The organism is uncultured Stenotrophomonas sp. (assembly GCF_963519125.1).
In the GTDB taxonomy this organism is placed as follows: Bacteria; Pseudomonadota; Gammaproteobacteria; order Xanthomonadales; family Xanthomonadaceae; genus Stenotrophomonas.
In genome coordinates, this window is record NZ_CAUQLJ010000006.1 from 178,711 (window position 1) to 195,219 (window position 16,509).

Below are 16,509 nucleotides of genomic sequence, written 5' to 3' on the forward strand. Positions count from 1 at the left end.
TGTTCCCTTACTGCTTGTCGGCTGCAGCTGCGGCGGCCGGCGCTGCCGGTGCCGCCGGCGCGGCGCCCATTTCGGTGGCCTGCACGGGCATGCCCGGCTGGATCTTCTGCAGGCCTTCGACGATGACCTTGTCGCCGGCCTTCAGACCGTCTTCGACCAGCCACTTGCTGCCCAGCGCGCGGCTGACCTTGACCGGACGCACTTCGACCTTGTTGTCCTTGCCGACCACCATGGCGGTGGTGTCGCCCTTGGCGTCGCGGGCGATGCCCTGCATCGGCACCAGCAGGGCGCCTTCGCGCACGCCGCTGCCGACCTGGGCACGCACGTACATGCCGGGCATCAGCACCTGGTCGGGGTTGGCGACCTTGACCCGCAGCGCGTAGCTGCCGGTGGTGGGGTCGACGCTGACCTCCGAGAATTCAAGGCTGCCCTTCTGCTCGAAGGGGGTGCCGTCGTCGAGCAGGATGGTCACCGGCAGGCTCTGGTTGTCCTGCAGGCGGCCACTGGCCAGCTCGCGGCGCAGTTGCAGCAGTTCGCTGGCGGACTGGGTCAGGTCGACGTAGATCGGGTCGAGCTGCTGCACGGTGGCCAGGGCGTCGGCCTGGCCGGCGCTGACCAGCGCGCCCTGGGTGACCGAGGACTTGCCGATACGGCCGCTGATCGGCGCGGTGATCCGGGCGAAGCCGAGGGTGACATTGGCGGCGTCGAGCGCGGCCTTGGCGGCGCCGACGTCGGCTTCGGCCTGCTTCTGCGCGGCCACGGCGTTTTCGAGGTCCTGCTGGCTGACCGCGTCGACCTTGGCCAGCTCGGTGATGCGCTTCGCGCTCAGGCGCGCGGCATTGGCGGTGGCTTCGGCGCGCGCGAGCTGGGCGCGGGCGCTGTTGGCCTCGGCGCGGTAGCTGGCGTCGTCGACCTGGTACAGCGGCTGGCCGGCGGTGACCAGGCCGCCTTCGGTGAACAGGCGCTTGGCGACGATGCCGCTGACCTGCGGGCGCACTTCGGCGACCAGGAAGGCCGTGGTGCGGCCGGGCAGTTCGCGGGTCAGGCCGACCTGTTCGGCCTTCATCGTGGCGACGGTGACCTGGCCGGGACCGCCCTGCTGGCCTTCCTGGTCACTGCCGCCACAGGCGGACATGGTCAGGGCGATCGCCAGGGACAGGGCGAGGAAGCGATACGGGGTTGGAGACATGGTGGGGGCTCGCGGCAAACGGAAAGAGGTTGGGAAAACCGCTCTCGTAGCTACGCGCGGCCCTCACCGAGGATCAGTGGGGCGTAAATATACATACATGCATGTTTGTTTGTAAACGCGTACAATTCAGGCCGGTTTCATCCAGCACGTGCACAGAGCGCAATGGCCAGAAAAACCAAAGAAGCGGCCCAGGCCACGCGTGAGGGGATCCTCGACGCGGCCCAGGTCTGCTTCCATGAATTCGGAGTCGCCGGCACCAGCCTGGCGATGATCGGCGAGCGCGCGGGCTATACCCGGGGCGCGGTGTACTGGCACTTCAAGAACAAGTCGGAAGTGCTGACGGCGATGATCGACCGCGAGCGCGTTCCGTTCATCGAGCGCCTGCGGCGCACGGCGTCCTCCAAACGCACCACGCCGGTGCGGGACCTTCGTTCGGCGCTGCTGGTGTCGTTCCGGGAAATTTCCGAGGACGAGCGCCTGCGCAACATGCTGGAGATCATGCTGCGCAACGATCTGTCGGTGGAAAGCCAGGCAATGCAGGAGATGCAGCGGGAGATGTCGCGCGAGGAGCTGGCGATCATCGGCGCGGCCATGCAGCGCGCGCGCGAGCTGGGCCAGTTGCGCGAGGGCGCGGATGTGGAGACGGTGGCACGCATCATCAGCACCAGTCTGACCGGGGTGCTGTACAGCGCGATGCTGGAGCCGGAACTGTTCGAGCTGCAGCGCGACGGCGCGCAGACGCTGGACGCAATCTTCGGCGCGTTCGTGGTACCCGGGGTGTTTGAGCCGGGTTCGCCGCCCGAGGCATTGCCGACGGACGACGAGGCGTAGAGCAAAACCGGCGTTTTTGTTGATCCTGGCAGGGGCGGCCGTCGGGCAGCCCCGCTCCGAGACACGCCGTGAACCCGTCCATGGGGGCTGCTAGAAAACATCCATGTTTTCTAGCGTCTCTCCGGGGGCTACCCGCCGGCCGCCCCGACAGATGGTCGCGATGCGGATGGAAAGGACAGCGAGCCCTTACAGCCCTTACAGAATGTAACGGCTCAAGTCCGGATCCTTGACCAGTTCACCCAGGTGCTTGTCCACATACGCCTTGTCGATGGCGATGGTTTCGCCGTCGCGGTCCGGGGCTTCGTAGCTGAGCGAGTCGAGCAGGCGCTCGAGGACGGTGTGCAGGCGACGGGCGCCGATGTTTTCCTGGCGCTCGTTGACCTGGAAGGCGATCTCGGCCAGGCGGTCCACTGCGTCGGCGGTGAAATTCACTGCCACGCCTTCGGTCTGCAGCAGGGCTTCGTACTGCTTGGTCAGTGCGGCCTTGGGTTCGGTCAGGATGCGCACGAAGTCGTCCTTGCTCAGCGCGCCCAGTTCGACCCGGATCGGGAAACGACCCTGCAGTTCGGGGATCAGGTCGCTGGGCTTGGCGAGGTGGAACGCGCCGGAGGCAATGAACAGGATGTGGTCTGTCTTGACCGTGCCGTACTTGGTCGAGACGTTGGAGCCTTCCACCAGCGGCAGCAGGTCGCGCTGCACGCCTTCGCGCGAGACGTCGCCACCGCCGACGTTGTCGCCGCGCTTGGCGACCTTGTCGATCTCGTCGATGAAGACGATGCCGTGCTGCTCGCAGGCTTCGATCGCGGCGGTGCGGATGTCGTCTTCGTTGACCAGCTTGCCGGCTTCTTCTTCCACCAGCAGCGGGCGTGCCGCCTTGATGGTCAGGGTGCGCTTCTGCGCCTTGGCGCCGCCACCGAGGTTGGCGAACATCGACTTCAGCTGCTGGCCCATTTCTTCCATGCCCGGCGGGGTCATGATGTCGAGGCTGACGTTGGCCGAGATATCGAGTTCGATTTCGCGCTCGTCCAGCTCGCCGTTGCGCAGCATGCGGCGGAACTTGATGCGGGTTTCATTGTCCTGCGCGGACGGTTCGTTGCGCGCCGCTTCCGGATCGAAGCCGATGCCACCGGCACGGCGCGGCAGCAGTGCGTCGAGGATGCGGTCTTCGGCACGCTCTTCGGCCTGGGTGCGCACGCGTACCTTGGCCTGTTCGCGGTAGAGCTTGACGGCGGTGTCGGCCAGGTCGCGGATGATCTGCTCGACGTCCTTGCCGACGTAGCCCACTTCGGTGAAACGGGTGGCTTCGACTTTGACGAACGGGGCGTTGGCCAGGGTGGCGAGGCGACGCGCGATCTCGGTCTTGCCGACGCCGGTGGGGCCGATCATCAGGATGTTCTTGGGCATGACTTCATTGCGCAGCTCCGGCACCAGCTGCATGCGGCGCCAGCGGTTGCGCAGCGCGATGGCCACCGCCCGCTTGGCGTCGTGCTGGCCGACGATGTGCCGGTCCAGTTCCTGCACGATCTCGCGCGGGGTCATGGTGGCGGAGGAGACTTCGATCTTGTGGGGCATGTTCAGAGCTCCTCAACCACGACGTTGCGGTTGGTATAGATGCAGATGTCGCCGGCGATGTTGATCGCTTCGCTGGCGATGGTGCGGGCGTCCAGTTCGGTATGCGCCATCAGCGCGCGCGCGGCGGACAATGCGTAGGAACCGCCGGAGCCGATCGCGATGATGCCGTCTTCCGGCTCGATCACATCGCCGGTGCCGCTGATGATCAGCGAGGTTTCCTTGTCGGCCACGGCCAGCAGCGCTTCGAGCTTGCCGAGGCGACGCTCGGTGCGCCAATCCTTGGCCAGCTCCACGGCGGCGCGAGTCAGCTGGCCATGCTTCTCGAGCTTGGCTTCGAACAGCTCAAACAGGGTGAAGGCGTCAGCCGCTGCACCGGCGAAACCGGCCAGGACCTGGCCGTCGCGTCCCAGTCGGCGCACCTTTCGCGCGTTGCCCTTCATCACGGTGTGGCCCAGCGTGACCTGGCCGTCGCCGGCGATCGCCACGTGCTCGCCGCGACGCACGCAGACGATGGTGGTGGCATGAAATACGGTGGGGTTCTGACTGGGATCCATGGTGCCTCCGGTAGCTGTTCGAGGGACATGGGGCCGCCCGCCGCTGCCATCAAGCCTGCGCATGAAGCTGCCGTTCAGCGCTTGACGTGCGACGGCCGCTCCGGATCAGGCTCCAACCCCCACGCCAGGTACCAGTCTTCCCCCTGGGTTTCGACCGGATGCAGGGTGCGCCCGGAGCCATTGCCGCACTTCAGCTGCTCTGCCGCGCAGTAAAGATCGCAGCCCCAGCAAAGACGCTCGGGGTGTTTCGGATTCAACGGAAAAGGTCTGGCCATCATGGACTCCTCCTGAGCCCTCACGATGCCCCTCGCCCACTGCCCCTGCCTTGATCCAGATCAAGCCGGTCGCCCGGCGCGCATTCAGCCGCCGGGTGGCACGTCCTCGCCCGGGTCCTTGCGCCGCTTGGCGCGGGGGTGCGCGGCGTCATAGACCTTGGCCAGGTGCTGGAAATCCAGGTGGGTGTAGATCTGGGTGGTGGCGATGTCGGCGTGGCCGAGCAGTTCCTGCACGCCGCGCAGGTCACCGGAAGACTCCAGGATATGGCTGGCGAAACTGTGCCGCAGCATGTGCGGATGCACGTGCTTGAACAGCCCCTGGCGCTGGGCCAGCTGGCGGATGCGGATCTGCACGGCGCGCTGGGTGATCGGCCCGCCCTTGCGCCCGGGAAACACGGGCTGGCTTTCGCTGCCGCCGCTCTCGGCGCGCCAGCCCAGCAGCGCTTCGCGCGCGTGCGAGCCAAACGGCACGCGGCGCTGGCGGTTGCCCTTGCCGAGCACGTTGACCAGGCCCGTGGCGAAATCCAGGTCGCGCCAGATCAATGCGCACAGCTCGCTCAGGCGCAGCCCAGAGGAATAAAACAGCTCCAGCAGCGCGCGGTCGCGCCCTCCCAGTGGCGCGTCAGTGGGCAGTTCGACCAGACGCACCGCTTCGTCGGCGTCGAGCACCTGCGGTAACTTGCGCGGCGCCTTGGGCGCCTTCAGGCCGGCGGCGGGACTGGCCGCAATGCGTTGGTGTTTGAGCAGCCACGCATAGAAACTGCGGCAGGCCGACAGGCGGCGCTGCAACGACTTCGGCGCCAGCCCGCGGCGGTGTTCGTCGGCGATGAACTGGCGCAGTTGCGGACCGTCAAGGGACTCGGCATTTGCGTCCTGCAACGTTGCCCAGCTGCCGAGCGCGTCCAGGTCGCGCCGGTAGGCGTCCAGCGTGTGCGCCGACGCACGGCGCTCCACCTGCAGGTAGGCGAGGAAATCCTGGACGGCGTTCATGCGGTCGATCGCCGGCAGGGGCTCAGGCCGGGTCGAACCGCTTGAGCGCCACGACCAATGCTTCGCCCATCATGCGCAGGAACAGCGTGCCCATGCCCGGGTAGAAGCGGTTGCCGTCGTGGCTGCCGACCGCGATCAGGCCAACGCCGGGCAGCGGCAGCAAGGCGCTGGACTGCACTTCGTCGACCCGCCCGCCATACAGCACGGCGTTCTTTTCCGGCTGCAGGCGGCCACAGATCGGCTCGCCGTCCTTCAGGCAGTCGCGGAACGAGGCCAGCAGCGGGCTGCCCTCTTCGATGACCTGCAACCACGGCGCCTGTTCCAGGCCCGGCACAGGCTGCATGACCACCAGCCGGACCAGATCGCCCGCGAAATCCTCTTCCAGCGACGCTGCCATCGCACGCAGGGTGTCTGCGGCGTTGCCCTGTTTCATCAGCGCCAGGGTGAGCTGGTGGGTGCGCACGGCGAGGCGTTCGTTGACCTGCGCGTTCGCGGCCAGGTCGGCGAGCCGCCGCGACAGTTCGCGGTTCTTGTCGCGCAGCACTTCCAGCTGGTAGCTGGCCAGCGAGGCGGTGGGGCCGTCATCGCGCGGCACCACCAGGGTCAGCGCCAGGTCCGGGAACTGTTTCAGGAACGCCGGGTGGCGGCGCAACCACGCGGCGACTTCATGCGCCCCGATCTTCTCGACAGTCTCGCTCATGCGTTCCACTCCCCTTCGAAGACGAAAGCAGCCGGGCCGGACATCACAACTTCGGCGTCATCGCTGGGCCAGCGCAGGCGCAGGTCGCCGCCGGGCAGCGACACCGTGGCGTCGCGCTCCAGGCGACCGCGCTGCATCATCACCACGGCGGCGGCGCAGGCACCGCTGCCGCAGGCCAGGGTTTCGCCAACGCCGCGCTCGAACACGCGCAGGCGTGCATGCTGCGGGTCGATGACCTGCACGAAGCCGACATTGACCGACTGCGGGAAGCTCGCGTGCTGCTGCAGCAGCGGCCCCAGCCGCTCCACCGGTGCCGCGTCGACCAGGCCGACTTCGATCACTGCATGCGGGTTGCCCATGGAGACCGCGCCAAAGCGAACGGCATCGCCCTGCAGCGGCAGTACGTATTCCGGACGCGCGCGGGCAAAGCCCAGCAGCGGCACCTGTTCCGGTTCGAAGCGGGGCACGCCCATCGCCACCGCGTACTGGTCGCTGCCGGTGCGTTCGATGGCATGCGTGGCCAGTGGGCTGTCGATGTTGAAACGCTCGCCCTGCGCGGCGCCGTCGCGGACCAGCCAGGCGGCCACGCAGCGCGCTCCGTTGCCGCACTGCTCGGACTGCGAACCGTCCGAATTCCAGATCCGGTAGGCGGCGACCGAACCTTCGGAGCGCGGGGGTTCGATGGTCAGGATCTGGTCGCAGCCGACCCCGGTATGGCGGTTGGCAAGCCGGGCAGCCAATGCCGGGGTCGGTGCGGGGGTACCGTCGCGCAGGTCGAGCACGACGAAATCATTGCCGGCGCCGTGCATCTTGCTGAAGCGCAGCGCGGGAGCGACGGCCTTACTCATTCCCGTCGTCGTCGGTGTCGAGCTGCGGGTCGACCGGATCGGGTACTACCTGCGGGTCGTTGGTGGCGTCGGTGGCCTCGGTATCGGCCGGGACCGGCTCGGCGTCGGCGGCCGGATCGACCACCTGCTCTTCCACCGGCACCGGCTTCTGCGGCATCACCAGCGGGCCCTTGTTGCCACAGGCCGAAAGGGACAGCAGCGCCAGCGCTGCCAACGGAATCAGGATGCGATTGCGAAGGGGGATGCTCATTTCCCGAGTATAGCGAGGGTCGACCTGCGCGGTGTGCCGGTTGAATGAACGGCAGCCCGGGGCGCCCGAAACCGGACGCCTTCAGGCTGCTCGGTGGCGCTACGGCGTGGTATCGGCGCCCAGTTGCTGGAGCACGAACGCGTACGACTCGGCCAGTTCGCGATAGCGCTGGAAGCGGCCGGACTTGCCGCCGTGGCCGGCCTCCATGTTGGTGCGGAACACGATCGGCGCCGTACCGGTGTTGTCATCGCGCAGGCGCGCTACCCATTTGGCCGGCTCCCAGTACTGCACCTGCGAATCCCACAGGCCGGTACCGACGAACAGCGACGGGTAGGCCTGGCGGGTGACGTTGTCATACGGCGAGTAGCGCAGCATGTAGTCGTAGTACTCGCGCTGCTCGGGATTGCCCCACTCGTCGTACTCGTTGGTGGTCAGCGGAATGGTCGGGTCGAGCATGGTGGTGACCACGTCGACGAACGGTACCTGCGCCACCATCACCCGGTAGTCCTGCGGGGCCTGGTTGGCCACCGCGCCCATCAGCAGGCCGCCGGCGCTGCCACCCGACGCAGCCACTCGGTCATTGGCCGCATAGCCCAGGCGGACCAGTTCGCGGGTGACGTCGACGAAATCGTTGAAGGTATTCTGCTTGTTCAGCAGCTTGCCGTCGTCGTACCAGGCGCGACCCATCTCTTCGCCGCCGCGGATGTGCGCGATGGCATAGACCACGCCGCGGTCGAGCAGGCTGACCACGGTCTGGTTGAAGCCCGGGTCCATCGACATGCCGTAGCTGCCATAGGCGTACTGGTACAGCGCGGCGCTGCCATCCTTTTTGAAACCGTTGCGGTAGACCAGCGACACCGGCACCTTCGCGCCATCGCGCGCGGTCACCCAGACCCGCTCGGTGGTGTACTGGGACGGGTCATAGCCGATCACCGGCTGCTGCTTGAGCTGGCGACGCTCCCCGGTGACGGTATTGAGCTCGAAGGTGGTGGCCGGCGTGGTCAGCGAGGTATAGGCATAGCGCAGCCACGGCGTGTCCGCTTCCGGATTGGCGGCCAGGCCCATCGAATAGGCCGGCTCGTCGGCCTTGACGTAGTCCTGGCGGCCGTCGGCAAACAGCAGGCGCACCCGTTCCAGCGCATTGGAGCGCTCGGCGATCGCGGTGAAACCATCGAACAGTTCGAAGCCTTCGACCAGCACGCTGTCGTCGTGCGCGACCCAGTCTTTCCACTGGCTGCGCGCGGTGGCGTCGGTCGGTGCGGTGACGATCTTGAAGTTCTTCGCGCCAGCGTCGTTGGTACGGATCACCCAGCGACCGTCGAAGTGGTCGGCGTCGTATTCGACGTCGCGCGCTCGCGGCGCCAGCACGGTGAACGCCTGCGGGTTGGCCGCCGGTGCGTAACGGCTTTCCGAGCTCACCGTGCTGTGCAGGTCGATGGTGATGAAGCGATCGTCGCGGGTGCGACCCACGCCCATGTAGAAGCTGTCGTCCTTTTCTTCGTAGACGAGCACGTCGCTGCTGACCGGGGTGCCCAGCACGTGCTTCTTCACCCGCACGGTGAGCAGCGTTTCCGGGTCGTTCTCCACGTAGAACAGGGTGCGGTTGTCGTCGGCCCAGACCACGTTCGCCGAGACGTTCTCGATGCGGTCGGGCAGCACTTCGCCGGTGCGCAGGTCCTTGAAGCGGATCACGTACTGGCGGCGGCCGACGTCATCCTCTGCCCAGGCCAGCAGCTGGTTGTCCTGGCTGACCTCGGCATCGTCGACACTGAAATAGCCCTTGCCGGCGGCCATCTGGTTGATGTCGAGCAGGATCTCTTCCGGCGCCTCCATGCTGCCCTTGCGGCGCGCCTGGATCGGATAATCCTTGCCGGTCTCGAAGCGGGTGTAGTACCAGTAACCGCGTTCACGCGCCGGTACGCTGGCGTCGTCCTGCTTGATCCGGCCGACGATCTCCTTGTACAGCGTGTCCTGCAGCGGCTTGAGCGGCGCCATCACCTGGTCGGTGTAGGCGTTTTCCGCATTCAGGTAAGCCAGCATGGCCGGTGCTTCGCGCTTGTCGTCGCGCAGCCAGTAATAGTCGTCGTTGCGGGTCGCGCCAAACGGCGTGGTCACCGTGTGCGGATGCTTCTCGGCGTCGGGTGGGGTCAGCGCGGGGGCGGCATGCACGGAAGCGGTCATCAGGCTGGCAACCAGGAAAGAGACGGTGGGATTCACGAAATAAGGCTCCTTGCCCGCGAATGCAATGGTGGTGGCGCAGTCTCGCCGGGCCGGGCGTTGCCGGCAAGCGTGCAGCCCCTCCCCTATCATGGGGCGCATGAGCACCCCCACTCCCACGGCCGGCTACAGCCGCCGCAGCCAGGACATCGCCCCCTTCCACGTGATGTCCCTGCTGGCCCGCGCACAGGCGCTGGAGCAGCAGGGCTTCGATGTGATCCACCTGGAGATCGGCGAGCCCGACTTCACCACCGCCGAGCCGATCGTACGCGCTGGCCAGGCGGCGCTGGCCGCAGGGCACACCCGTTACACCGCGGCACGTGGCCTGCCGGCGCTGCGCGCGGCCATCGCGGGGTTCTACGGTACCCGCTACAACGTTGACCTGGACCCCGAGCGGATCCTGGTAACGCCAGGCGGCTCCGGCGCGCTGCTGCTGGCCAGCAGCCTGCTGGTCGACCCGGACCGGCACTGGCTGCTGGCCGACCCCGGTTATCCGTGCAACCGCCATTTCCTGCGGCTGGTGGAAGGCGCGGCGCAGCTTGTGCCGGTCGGACCGCAGACTGCCTATCAGCTGACCCCGGCACTGGTGGACGCGCACTGGAATGCGGCCAGCGTGGGCGCGCTCGTGGCCTCACCGGCCAATCCGACCGGCACGGTGTTGTCGGCCGCGGAACTGGCGGCATTGTCGCAGTCGCTGAAGGCACGCGGTGGGCACCTGGTGGTGGACGAGATCTACCACGGCCTGACCTACGGGATGGATGCGGCCAGCGTGCTGCAGGTGGACGACGACGCCTTCGTGTTGAACAGCTTCTCCAAGTACTTCGGCATGACCGGCTGGCGGCTGGGCTGGCTGGTGGCACCGCCGCAGGCCGTGCCGGAATTGGAGAAGCTGGCGCAGAACCTCTACATCAGCGCATCAAGCATTGCCCAGCACGCGGCGCTGGCCTGCTTCGAGCCGGACACCCTCGCCCTTTTCGAGCAGCGCCGGCATGCCTTCCAGGCCCGCCGCGACTACCTGCTGCCGGCCCTGCGCGAACTGGGCTTCCGGATCGAGGTCGAGCCTGAGGGCGCCTTCTATCTTTACTGCGACGTGAGCGGCTTTACCGACGACGCCCAGGCCTTCTGCACGCACTTCCTGGAAACCGAGCACGTGGCGTTTACGCCCGGGCTGGATTTCGGCCACTACCGCGCCAACCAGCATGTGCGACTGGCCTACACCCGGGAAATTCCGCGGCTGCAGGACGCGGTGGCGCGGATCCGGCGCGGGCTGGAAACCTGGCGCTGAAAAGAACGCCGCGCGTTTCCGCGCGGCGTTGAAAAAGGGTGGAGCCAACCAGACGCTCCACCACCCGGATCGGTTACTTCAGGCGTTCCCACAGGAACGCATAGGCCAGCGCCGACATGTGCGCGGCCTGCGCATTGTTGGCCGCGCCGCCGTGCCCGCCTTCGATGTTCTCGTAGTAGGTCACGTCCTTGCCCGCCTCGATCATCTTCGCCGCCATCTTGCGCGCATGACCCGGGTGGACGCGATCATCGCGGGTGGAGGTGGTGAACAGCACCGGCGGGTAGGTCCTGGCCGGGTCGAACAGGTGGTACGGCGAGAAGGTCTGAATGTACTCCCAGTCGGCCGTGTCCGGGTTGCCGTATTCGGCCATCCACGACGCGCCGGCCAGCAGGTGGCTGTATCGCTTCATGTCCAGCAGCGGCACCTGCACCACCACCGCCCCGAACAGCTCCGGGTACTGGGTGAGCATGTTGCCGGTGAGCAGGCCACCGTTGCTGCCGCCCTGCACGCCCAGGTGCTTCGGCGAGGTGATCTTCCGGCTGACCAGGTCGCGCGCGACCGCGGCCATGTCCTCATAGGCCTTGTGGCGGTTCTGCTTGAGCGCCGCCTGGTGCCAGCGCGGGCCATACTCGCCGCCGCCGCGGATGTTGGCGACCACATACACGCCGCCCTTCTCCAGCCAGGCGCGTCCCATGCCGCCGGAATAGGACGGGGTGAGCGAAATTTCGAAGCCGCCGTAGCCGTACAGCAGGGTCGGGTTGGACCCGTCCAGCTTCATGCCCTTGGCGTGCACCACGAAGTACGGCACGCGGGTGCCGTCCTTGCTGATGGCGAAGTGCTGCTCGATCACCTTGCCTTCGGCATCGAAGAACGCCGGCATGGTCTTGAGCACTTCCGGCTGCTTGCCGATCTCGGCCAGGGCCAGCGTGGTGGGGGTCAGGTAGTCGGTCACGGTCATCCACACCGCATCGCTTTCGTCGGCGTCGACCGCGCCCACGGCGACGGTGCCGAACGACGGCGCGCCGGTGAAGTCGCTCTTTTCCCAGCCGTTCGCGGTCGGGGTCAGCACCTGCAGGCGGCTCTTGACGTCGTCGAGCACGTTCAGGACCAGGTGGTTCTTCGTCCAGGTCGAGCCGGCCAGCGAGGTCGTGTCGGTCGGCGCGAACAGCACCTCGAAATCGCGCTTGCCGGCGATGAAATCATCCAGCTTGGTCACCAGCAGCGAACCGGCGGTGTAGGTCTTGCCGCCCACCGTCCACGGATCGCGCAGCTCCAGGGTCAACCACTGCTTGCGCAGGCCCTTTTCGGCCGAGTTCGGCGCGTCGATCTTGGTCAGCGTGCCGTCGTTGGCGCGCAGGTAGATCTCGTTGTTGTAGAACGCGAGCGTACGGCTGACCAGGTTGCGCTCGTAACCGGGGGTGTCGTCGTGCATCGCCGCGATGTACATGTCATCGGGCTTGCCTTCGTAGACCACGCTGGCGGCCGACAGCGGCGTGCCGCGCTTCCACAGCTTGGCCACGCGCGGGTAACCCGAGGTGGTCATGCTGTCCTTGCCGAAATCGGTGTAGACGAACACGGTGTCGCGGTCGATCCAGCCCAGCCCGCCCTTGGATTCGGGGCGGAAGAAGCCGTCCTTGATCCAGGTCTTGTTGGCCAGGTCGAACTCGCGGGTGACGTCGGCGTCGGCGCCGCCGCGCGACAGCGCGATCAGGCAGCGCGAGTAGTCCGGACGCAGGCAGTCGGCGCCGTGCCACACCCAGTTCTCGCCTTCGGCCTTGTTCAGCGCGTCCAGGTCGAGCACGGTTTCCCACGTCGGCGCAGCCTTGCGGTACTCGTCCAGCGTGGTGCGGCGCCACACGCCGCGTTCGTGCTGCTTGTCCTTCCAGAAGTTGTAGTAGTAGTCACCGATCTTCTGCACGCCGGGAATCTTGGCGTCCGAATCGAGCACCTCGCGGATGCTGGCTTCCATCTGCTTGAACGCCGGGGTCTGGGCCAGGCGACCTTCGGACTTGGCATTCTGCTGCTTGACCCAGTCCAGGGACTTGTCGCCGGTGACATCTTCCAGCCACGCGTAGGGATCGGCAGGGGTCTCAGCAGCCATGGCGGTTCCGGCCATTCCAGCGGAGAACAGGCCTGCCATCAGGCAGGCGGAAGCGAGTCGGGACATTGCGGCTCCAGGCGGTCATATCCCCCCGACGCTATCACACGGCCTGGCCCGCTCCCCCCTGTCGAAGGTCAGGGCGCGCCCGGCGCGGCTGCGCGCGGACCCGGCGGCGCGCCTGCGGTCCGCGTCGGCGCTGGGCCTGCCGGCGCAGCAGCGCGGCCGGCAGGCGGAACCGGTACAGGCTCCACCAGGCAAGGCATGGCATGGCCACCAGCCACATCGGCAGCCAGCCCAGCCATTCGCTGGTGCCGCGCGCGGCCGGCCACACCAGCGCCAGCGCTACACCAGCAAGGGCAACCTGCCGGACCCAGCGAAGCACTTCAGGATGCGGCGCTTCCGACAAAGCCGGGCGGGACTGTGAAGGCCGGGAACGACGCGAAGACGACAAGGGCATGACACGACTCCGTGCGAAAGTGATGCGCTACCTTGCCCTGCGCCCATCTCACAGGCTGCGACCTTCATTCGTTCCACCATTGACGTTCTTCGTCGTCCCACCCACCATGCCCCTGCAGCCACTGGAGCCTTCCACCGCATGTCCCTGAACCGCCCGCTTCGTGTTGTCCTGCTGCTGTCGACGCTGTCGCTGCTGTCCGCCTGTGCCTTCGGCGACAGCAAGCCTACGCCTGCGACGACGGTCAGCGCCGGGGCCAGCGCCCCGATCGACCTGCAGCGGTTCATGGGTACCTGGTATGTGATCGGCCGCGTGCCGAACCCGGTCGAACGTGGCCACGTCGCCAGCGTCAACCAGTACACCCTGCGCGGCGACCAGAAGGTCTCCATCACCTATTCCTTCCGCGACGGCTTCTCCGAGCCACTGCAGCAGATCACGGTGCGCGCCTCGGTGGACGAGGACAGCGGCAATCACAACTGGCGCACCTGGTTCTACAAGGTGGTTCCCACCCACACCCGCGTGCTCGAAGTGGCGCCGGACTATTCGTGGGCCATGCTGGGCTACCCGGGCCGCGAAATGGCCTGGATCTTCGCGCGCAAGCCGGACATGGACAAGGACCTGTACAAGGAACTGGCCACCCGCCTGCGCGACGAGTACGGGGTCAACACCGACAAGCTCAAGCGCGTGCCGCAGCACCGCGAACAGGTGGATCGCCTGGGCTATGAGGTTCCGAACGTAAGGTGATCGGGGCCCGCGGTCACGCCGCCTGACGCGGCCGCACGTTGCTTTCGATCTCCTGCCGGGTGGGCAGGGTCTTCAGATCGTACTCGGCCTGCAGCGCGAGCCAGGACGCGGGATCGCCGCCGAAGTGGCGCGCCAGCCGTACTGCCGTATCGGCGGTGACGCCACGCGTGCCATGCACGATGGCGTGCATGCGGGTAGCCGGCACGTCCAGCGCACGGGCCAGCGCGTTGATGCTCAGCTCCAGTGGAGTCAGGAATTCCTCGCGCAGGATCTCGCCCGGGTGGATGGCCCTCAGGTTGTTCTTGGGACGACTCATGGCGACACCTCAGTGGTAATCAACGATTTCGACATCGCGGGGACCGGCTTCGGTCCAGACAAAGCACAACCGCCACTGAGCATTGATGCGGATGCTGTACTGGCCGCGCCTGTCCCCGTTCAGCGGTTCAAGGCGATTGCCGGGCGGGCTGCGCAGGAACTGCAGGGTCTGCGCAGCATCGAGCATCTGCAGCTTGCGTTCGGCGGCCAGCTGGAACCCGCGGAACTGCCGGGGGCAACGGCCTTCGAAGAGGGCGAGCGTCTGGCGGCAGCGGAAAGACTGGATCATTCCGCACAGCGTATTACGCTACGCGGAATATAGCACAGGCACCCGTCACGCTATGCATGCTTTCAATGAAAGGCGTATCAATCGAAATCGGCAGTTACATCATTTCCGCGAATACCGCCCCACCAGCCAGTCGCCCAGCATCTGCAGCAGCTGCACGAGCACCAGCAGCAGCACCACGGTGACCAGGGCCACGTCGGTGTGGGAGCGCTGGTAGCCGTCCCGGAAGGCCAGGTCGCCCAGGCCGCCGGAGCCGATCGCGCCGCCCATGGCGGTGAAGCCGATGAGTGCGATCACGGTCACCGTGGCACCGGCGATCAGGCCGGGTCGCGCTTCGGGCAGCAGCACCCGGCTGACCAGCTGCCAGGTGGTGGCGCCCATCGCCTGGCTGGCTTCGATCACGCCACGGTCCACCTCACGCAGTGCGGTTTCCACCAGGCGCGCATAGAACGGGGCTGCCCCGATCACCAGCGGCACGATGGCGCCGCGCACGCCCAGCGAGGTGCCCATCATCCACAGCGTGATCGGAATCAGCACGATCATCAGGATGATGAAGGGCACCGAGCGCAGCAGGTTGACCAGCAGCGCCAGCCCGCCATACAGCACCGGCCTCCGGTGCAGCTGCGGCGAGCCGGTCAGGAACAGCAGCACGCCCAGCGGCAGGCCGATGGCCAGGGTCAACGGAAGCGAACCGGCCAGCATCAACAGGGTGTCGATGGTGGCCTGGCCGATGTCGGCCCACTTGGCGGCGTCGAGATGGCGGAAGAACCCGCCTGCGGTAGCCAGGATCATCGGCGCAGTTCCTCCAGGTGGACGCCGGCGGCGACAAAGCCGGCCTGCGCGGCCTGCACGTCGCCGCCCACCAGCGACACGGTCAGCTGGCCATACGGGGTGTCCTTGATGCGGTCGATGCGTCCGGACAGGATGTTGTAGTCGACGCCGGTTTCGCGGGCGATACGCCCCAGTACCGGCTCATAGGTGTCGGTGCCGAGGAAGGTCAGGCGCACGATGCGCCCGGCCACGGCTTCGAAGTCCTTGTGCAGTTCGCCTTCGTCGACCTGTTCGGACTCGTTGACGAAGCGGCGCGTGGTCGGGTGCTGCGGGTGCAGGAACACCTCGGTGACCGGGCCGGTTTCCACCAGGTGACCTGCGTCAAGCACCGCCACGCGGTCGCAGACGCGCCGGATCACGTCCATTTCGTGGGTGATCAGCACGATGGTCAGGCCGAGCTCGCGGTTGATCCTGCCCAGCAGTTTCAACACCGACGCGGTGGTCTGCGGATCCAGCGCGCTGGTGGCCTCGTCGCAGAGCAGGATCTGCGGGCGGGTGGCCAGCGCACGGGCAATGCCCACGCGCTGCTTCTGGCCGCCGGAGAGCTGCGCCGGGTACTTGTTGGCATGCGCTTCCAGGCCCACGGTGTGCAGCAGCTCGGTGACCCGCGCATCGATCTCCGCGCGCGGCGTGCCGGCCAGCTCCAGCGGGAAGGCCACGTTGGCCGCCACCGTGCGCGAGGACAGCAGGTTGAAGTGCTGGAAGATCATGCCGATCTTCCTGCGCAGCGCGCGCAGGCCGTCGCTGTCCAGCGCCGTGACGTCCTCCCCATTGATCAGCAGGCGGCCACCGGTCGGTTCCTCGAGCCGGTTGATCAACCGGATCAGGGTCGATTTGCCCGCGCCGGAATGGCCGATGATGCCGAACACTTCGCCGGCCTCGATGGTCAGGTCCAGCGGCTGCAGCGCGGCGATCGCGCGGCCGCCGACGGCATAGGATTTGTGCAGGCGTTGGAACTCGATCACTTCGCGGTCAACCGGGGCATCGACGGGAGGGGGCGTGCAGCCTACCAGCGCGGGACGGCCCTGGCCCGTGCGGCGGAAGCGAATCATATTCCGTTTGTTTAT

Annotated in this window: 18 protein-coding genes; 3 read left to right on the forward strand and 15 right to left on the reverse strand. The window is 67.0% G+C overall.

Annotation, left to right across the window (positions count from 1 at the left end; all coding sequences use genetic code 11):
* Window positions 1-7 precede the first annotated feature (7 nt).
* Window positions 8-1,189, reverse strand: coding sequence for a multidrug efflux RND transporter periplasmic adaptor subunit SmeD (gene smeD / locus RYM47_RS07110; protein ID WP_315386832.1), 1,182 nt, complete (start codon window positions 1,187-1,189; stop codon window positions 8-10).
* 162 nt (window positions 1,190-1,351) lie between these two features.
* Here smeD and RYM47_RS07115 point away from each other — a divergent pair, with 162 nt between their 5' ends.
* Window positions 1,352-2,020 carry a TetR family transcriptional regulator gene (locus tag RYM47_RS07115; protein ID WP_315386833.1) on the forward strand — a complete coding sequence of 223 codons (669 nt, stop codon included), beginning with the start codon at window positions 1,352-1,354 and terminating at the stop codon, window positions 2,018-2,020.
* Between the two features lie 195 nt (window positions 2,021-2,215).
* Here the strand turns inward: RYM47_RS07115 and hslU are convergent, their stop codons facing one another.
* The 8 genes from hslU to RYM47_RS07155 all read right to left on the reverse strand — a co-directional run bounded on the left by hslU (window position 2,216) and on the right by RYM47_RS07155 (window position 9,426).
* Window positions 2,216-3,592, reverse strand: coding sequence for an ATP-dependent protease ATPase subunit HslU (hslU, locus tag RYM47_RS07120; protein WP_315386834.1), 1,377 nt, complete (start codon window positions 3,590-3,592; stop codon window positions 2,216-2,218).
* Window positions 3,593-3,594: 2 nt separating this feature from the next.
* Window positions 3,595-4,146 carry an ATP-dependent protease subunit HslV gene (hslV, locus tag RYM47_RS07125; protein WP_070209155.1) on the reverse strand — a complete coding sequence of 184 codons (552 nt, stop codon included), beginning with the start codon at window positions 4,144-4,146 and terminating at the stop codon, window positions 3,595-3,597.
* 74 nt (window positions 4,147-4,220) lie between these two features.
* Window positions 4,221-4,421, reverse strand: coding sequence for a DUF3079 domain-containing protein (locus tag RYM47_RS07130; protein ID WP_315386835.1), 201 nt, complete (start codon window positions 4,419-4,421; stop codon window positions 4,221-4,223).
* 84 nt (window positions 4,422-4,505) lie between these two features.
* Entirely contained in the window at window positions 4,506-5,411 is a 906-nt protein-coding gene (gene xerC / locus RYM47_RS07135) for a tyrosine recombinase XerC (RefSeq protein ID WP_315386836.1), read from the reverse strand.
* Window positions 5,412-5,433: 22 nt separating this feature from the next.
* Window positions 5,434-6,111: a DUF484 family protein gene (locus RYM47_RS07140; RefSeq protein WP_315386837.1), complete on the reverse strand. Its 678-nt coding sequence runs from the start codon at window positions 6,109-6,111 to the stop codon at window positions 5,434-5,436.
* Complete coding sequence (gene dapF / locus RYM47_RS07145) at window positions 6,108-6,959, reverse strand: diaminopimelate epimerase (protein WP_315386838.1); 852 nt, start codon at window positions 6,957-6,959, stop codon at window positions 6,108-6,110. The genes RYM47_RS07140 and dapF overlap by 4 nt, the downstream gene beginning before the upstream one ends.
* Window positions 6,952-7,209: a lipoprotein gene (locus RYM47_RS07150; protein WP_315386839.1), complete on the reverse strand. Its 258-nt coding sequence runs from the start codon at window positions 7,207-7,209 to the stop codon at window positions 6,952-6,954. Before RYM47_RS07150 ends, dapF begins: the two co-directional genes overlap by 8 nt.
* 99 nt (window positions 7,210-7,308) lie before the next feature.
* A complete protein-coding gene (locus RYM47_RS07155) occupies window positions 7,309-9,426 on the reverse strand; it encodes a S9 family peptidase (RefSeq protein WP_315386840.1) in 2,118 nt (705 codons plus the stop codon).
* A 100-nt stretch (window positions 9,427-9,526) separates the two neighbouring features.
* Here RYM47_RS07155 and RYM47_RS07160 point away from each other — a divergent pair, with 100 nt between their 5' ends.
* A complete protein-coding gene (locus tag RYM47_RS07160) occupies window positions 9,527-10,711 on the forward strand; it encodes a pyridoxal phosphate-dependent aminotransferase (protein ID WP_315386841.1) in 1,185 nt (394 codons plus the stop codon).
* 73 nt (window positions 10,712-10,784) lie between these two features.
* Here the strand turns inward: RYM47_RS07160 and RYM47_RS07165 are convergent, their stop codons facing one another.
* Together RYM47_RS07165 and RYM47_RS07170 are read right to left on the reverse strand one after the other, a co-directional pair.
* Window positions 10,785-12,878 (reverse strand): prolyl oligopeptidase family serine peptidase, encoded by a 2,094-nt coding sequence (locus tag RYM47_RS07165; RefSeq protein WP_315386842.1) that lies wholly within the window; start codon window positions 12,876-12,878, stop codon window positions 10,785-10,787.
* A 34-nt stretch (window positions 12,879-12,912) separates the two neighbouring features.
* Window positions 12,913-13,269 carry a hypothetical protein gene (locus RYM47_RS07170; RefSeq protein ID WP_315386843.1) on the reverse strand — a complete coding sequence of 119 codons (357 nt, stop codon included), beginning with the start codon at window positions 13,267-13,269 and terminating at the stop codon, window positions 12,913-12,915.
* A gap of 138 nt (window positions 13,270-13,407) precedes the next feature.
* Between RYM47_RS07170 and RYM47_RS07175 the strand changes: the two genes are divergently transcribed.
* Window positions 13,408-14,010, forward strand: coding sequence for a lipocalin family protein (locus RYM47_RS07175; RefSeq protein ID WP_315386844.1), 603 nt, complete (start codon window positions 13,408-13,410; stop codon window positions 14,008-14,010).
* Window positions 14,011-14,023: 13 nt separating this feature from the next.
* Here the strand turns inward: RYM47_RS07175 and RYM47_RS07180 are convergent, their stop codons facing one another.
* The 4 genes from RYM47_RS07180 to RYM47_RS07195 form a co-directional block, all read right to left on the reverse strand.
* Window positions 14,024-14,326, reverse strand: a complete 303-nt coding sequence (locus tag RYM47_RS07180; RefSeq protein WP_315386845.1) for a HigA family addiction module antitoxin — start codon at window positions 14,324-14,326, stop codon at window positions 14,024-14,026.
* Window positions 14,327-14,335: 9 nt separating this feature from the next.
* Window positions 14,336-14,614 (reverse strand): type II toxin-antitoxin system RelE/ParE family toxin, encoded by a 279-nt coding sequence (locus tag RYM47_RS07185; protein WP_315386846.1) that lies wholly within the window; start codon window positions 14,612-14,614, stop codon window positions 14,336-14,338.
* A 99-nt stretch (window positions 14,615-14,713) separates the two neighbouring features.
* Window positions 14,714-15,403, reverse strand: a complete 690-nt coding sequence (locus tag RYM47_RS07190) for a methionine ABC transporter permease (RefSeq protein WP_315386847.1) — start codon at window positions 15,401-15,403, stop codon at window positions 14,714-14,716.
* Entirely contained in the window at window positions 15,400-16,407 is a 1,008-nt protein-coding gene (locus RYM47_RS07195) for a methionine ABC transporter ATP-binding protein (RefSeq protein ID WP_070208029.1), read from the reverse strand. Before RYM47_RS07195 ends, RYM47_RS07190 begins: the two co-directional genes overlap by 4 nt.
* Window positions 16,408-16,509 lie beyond the last annotated feature (102 nt).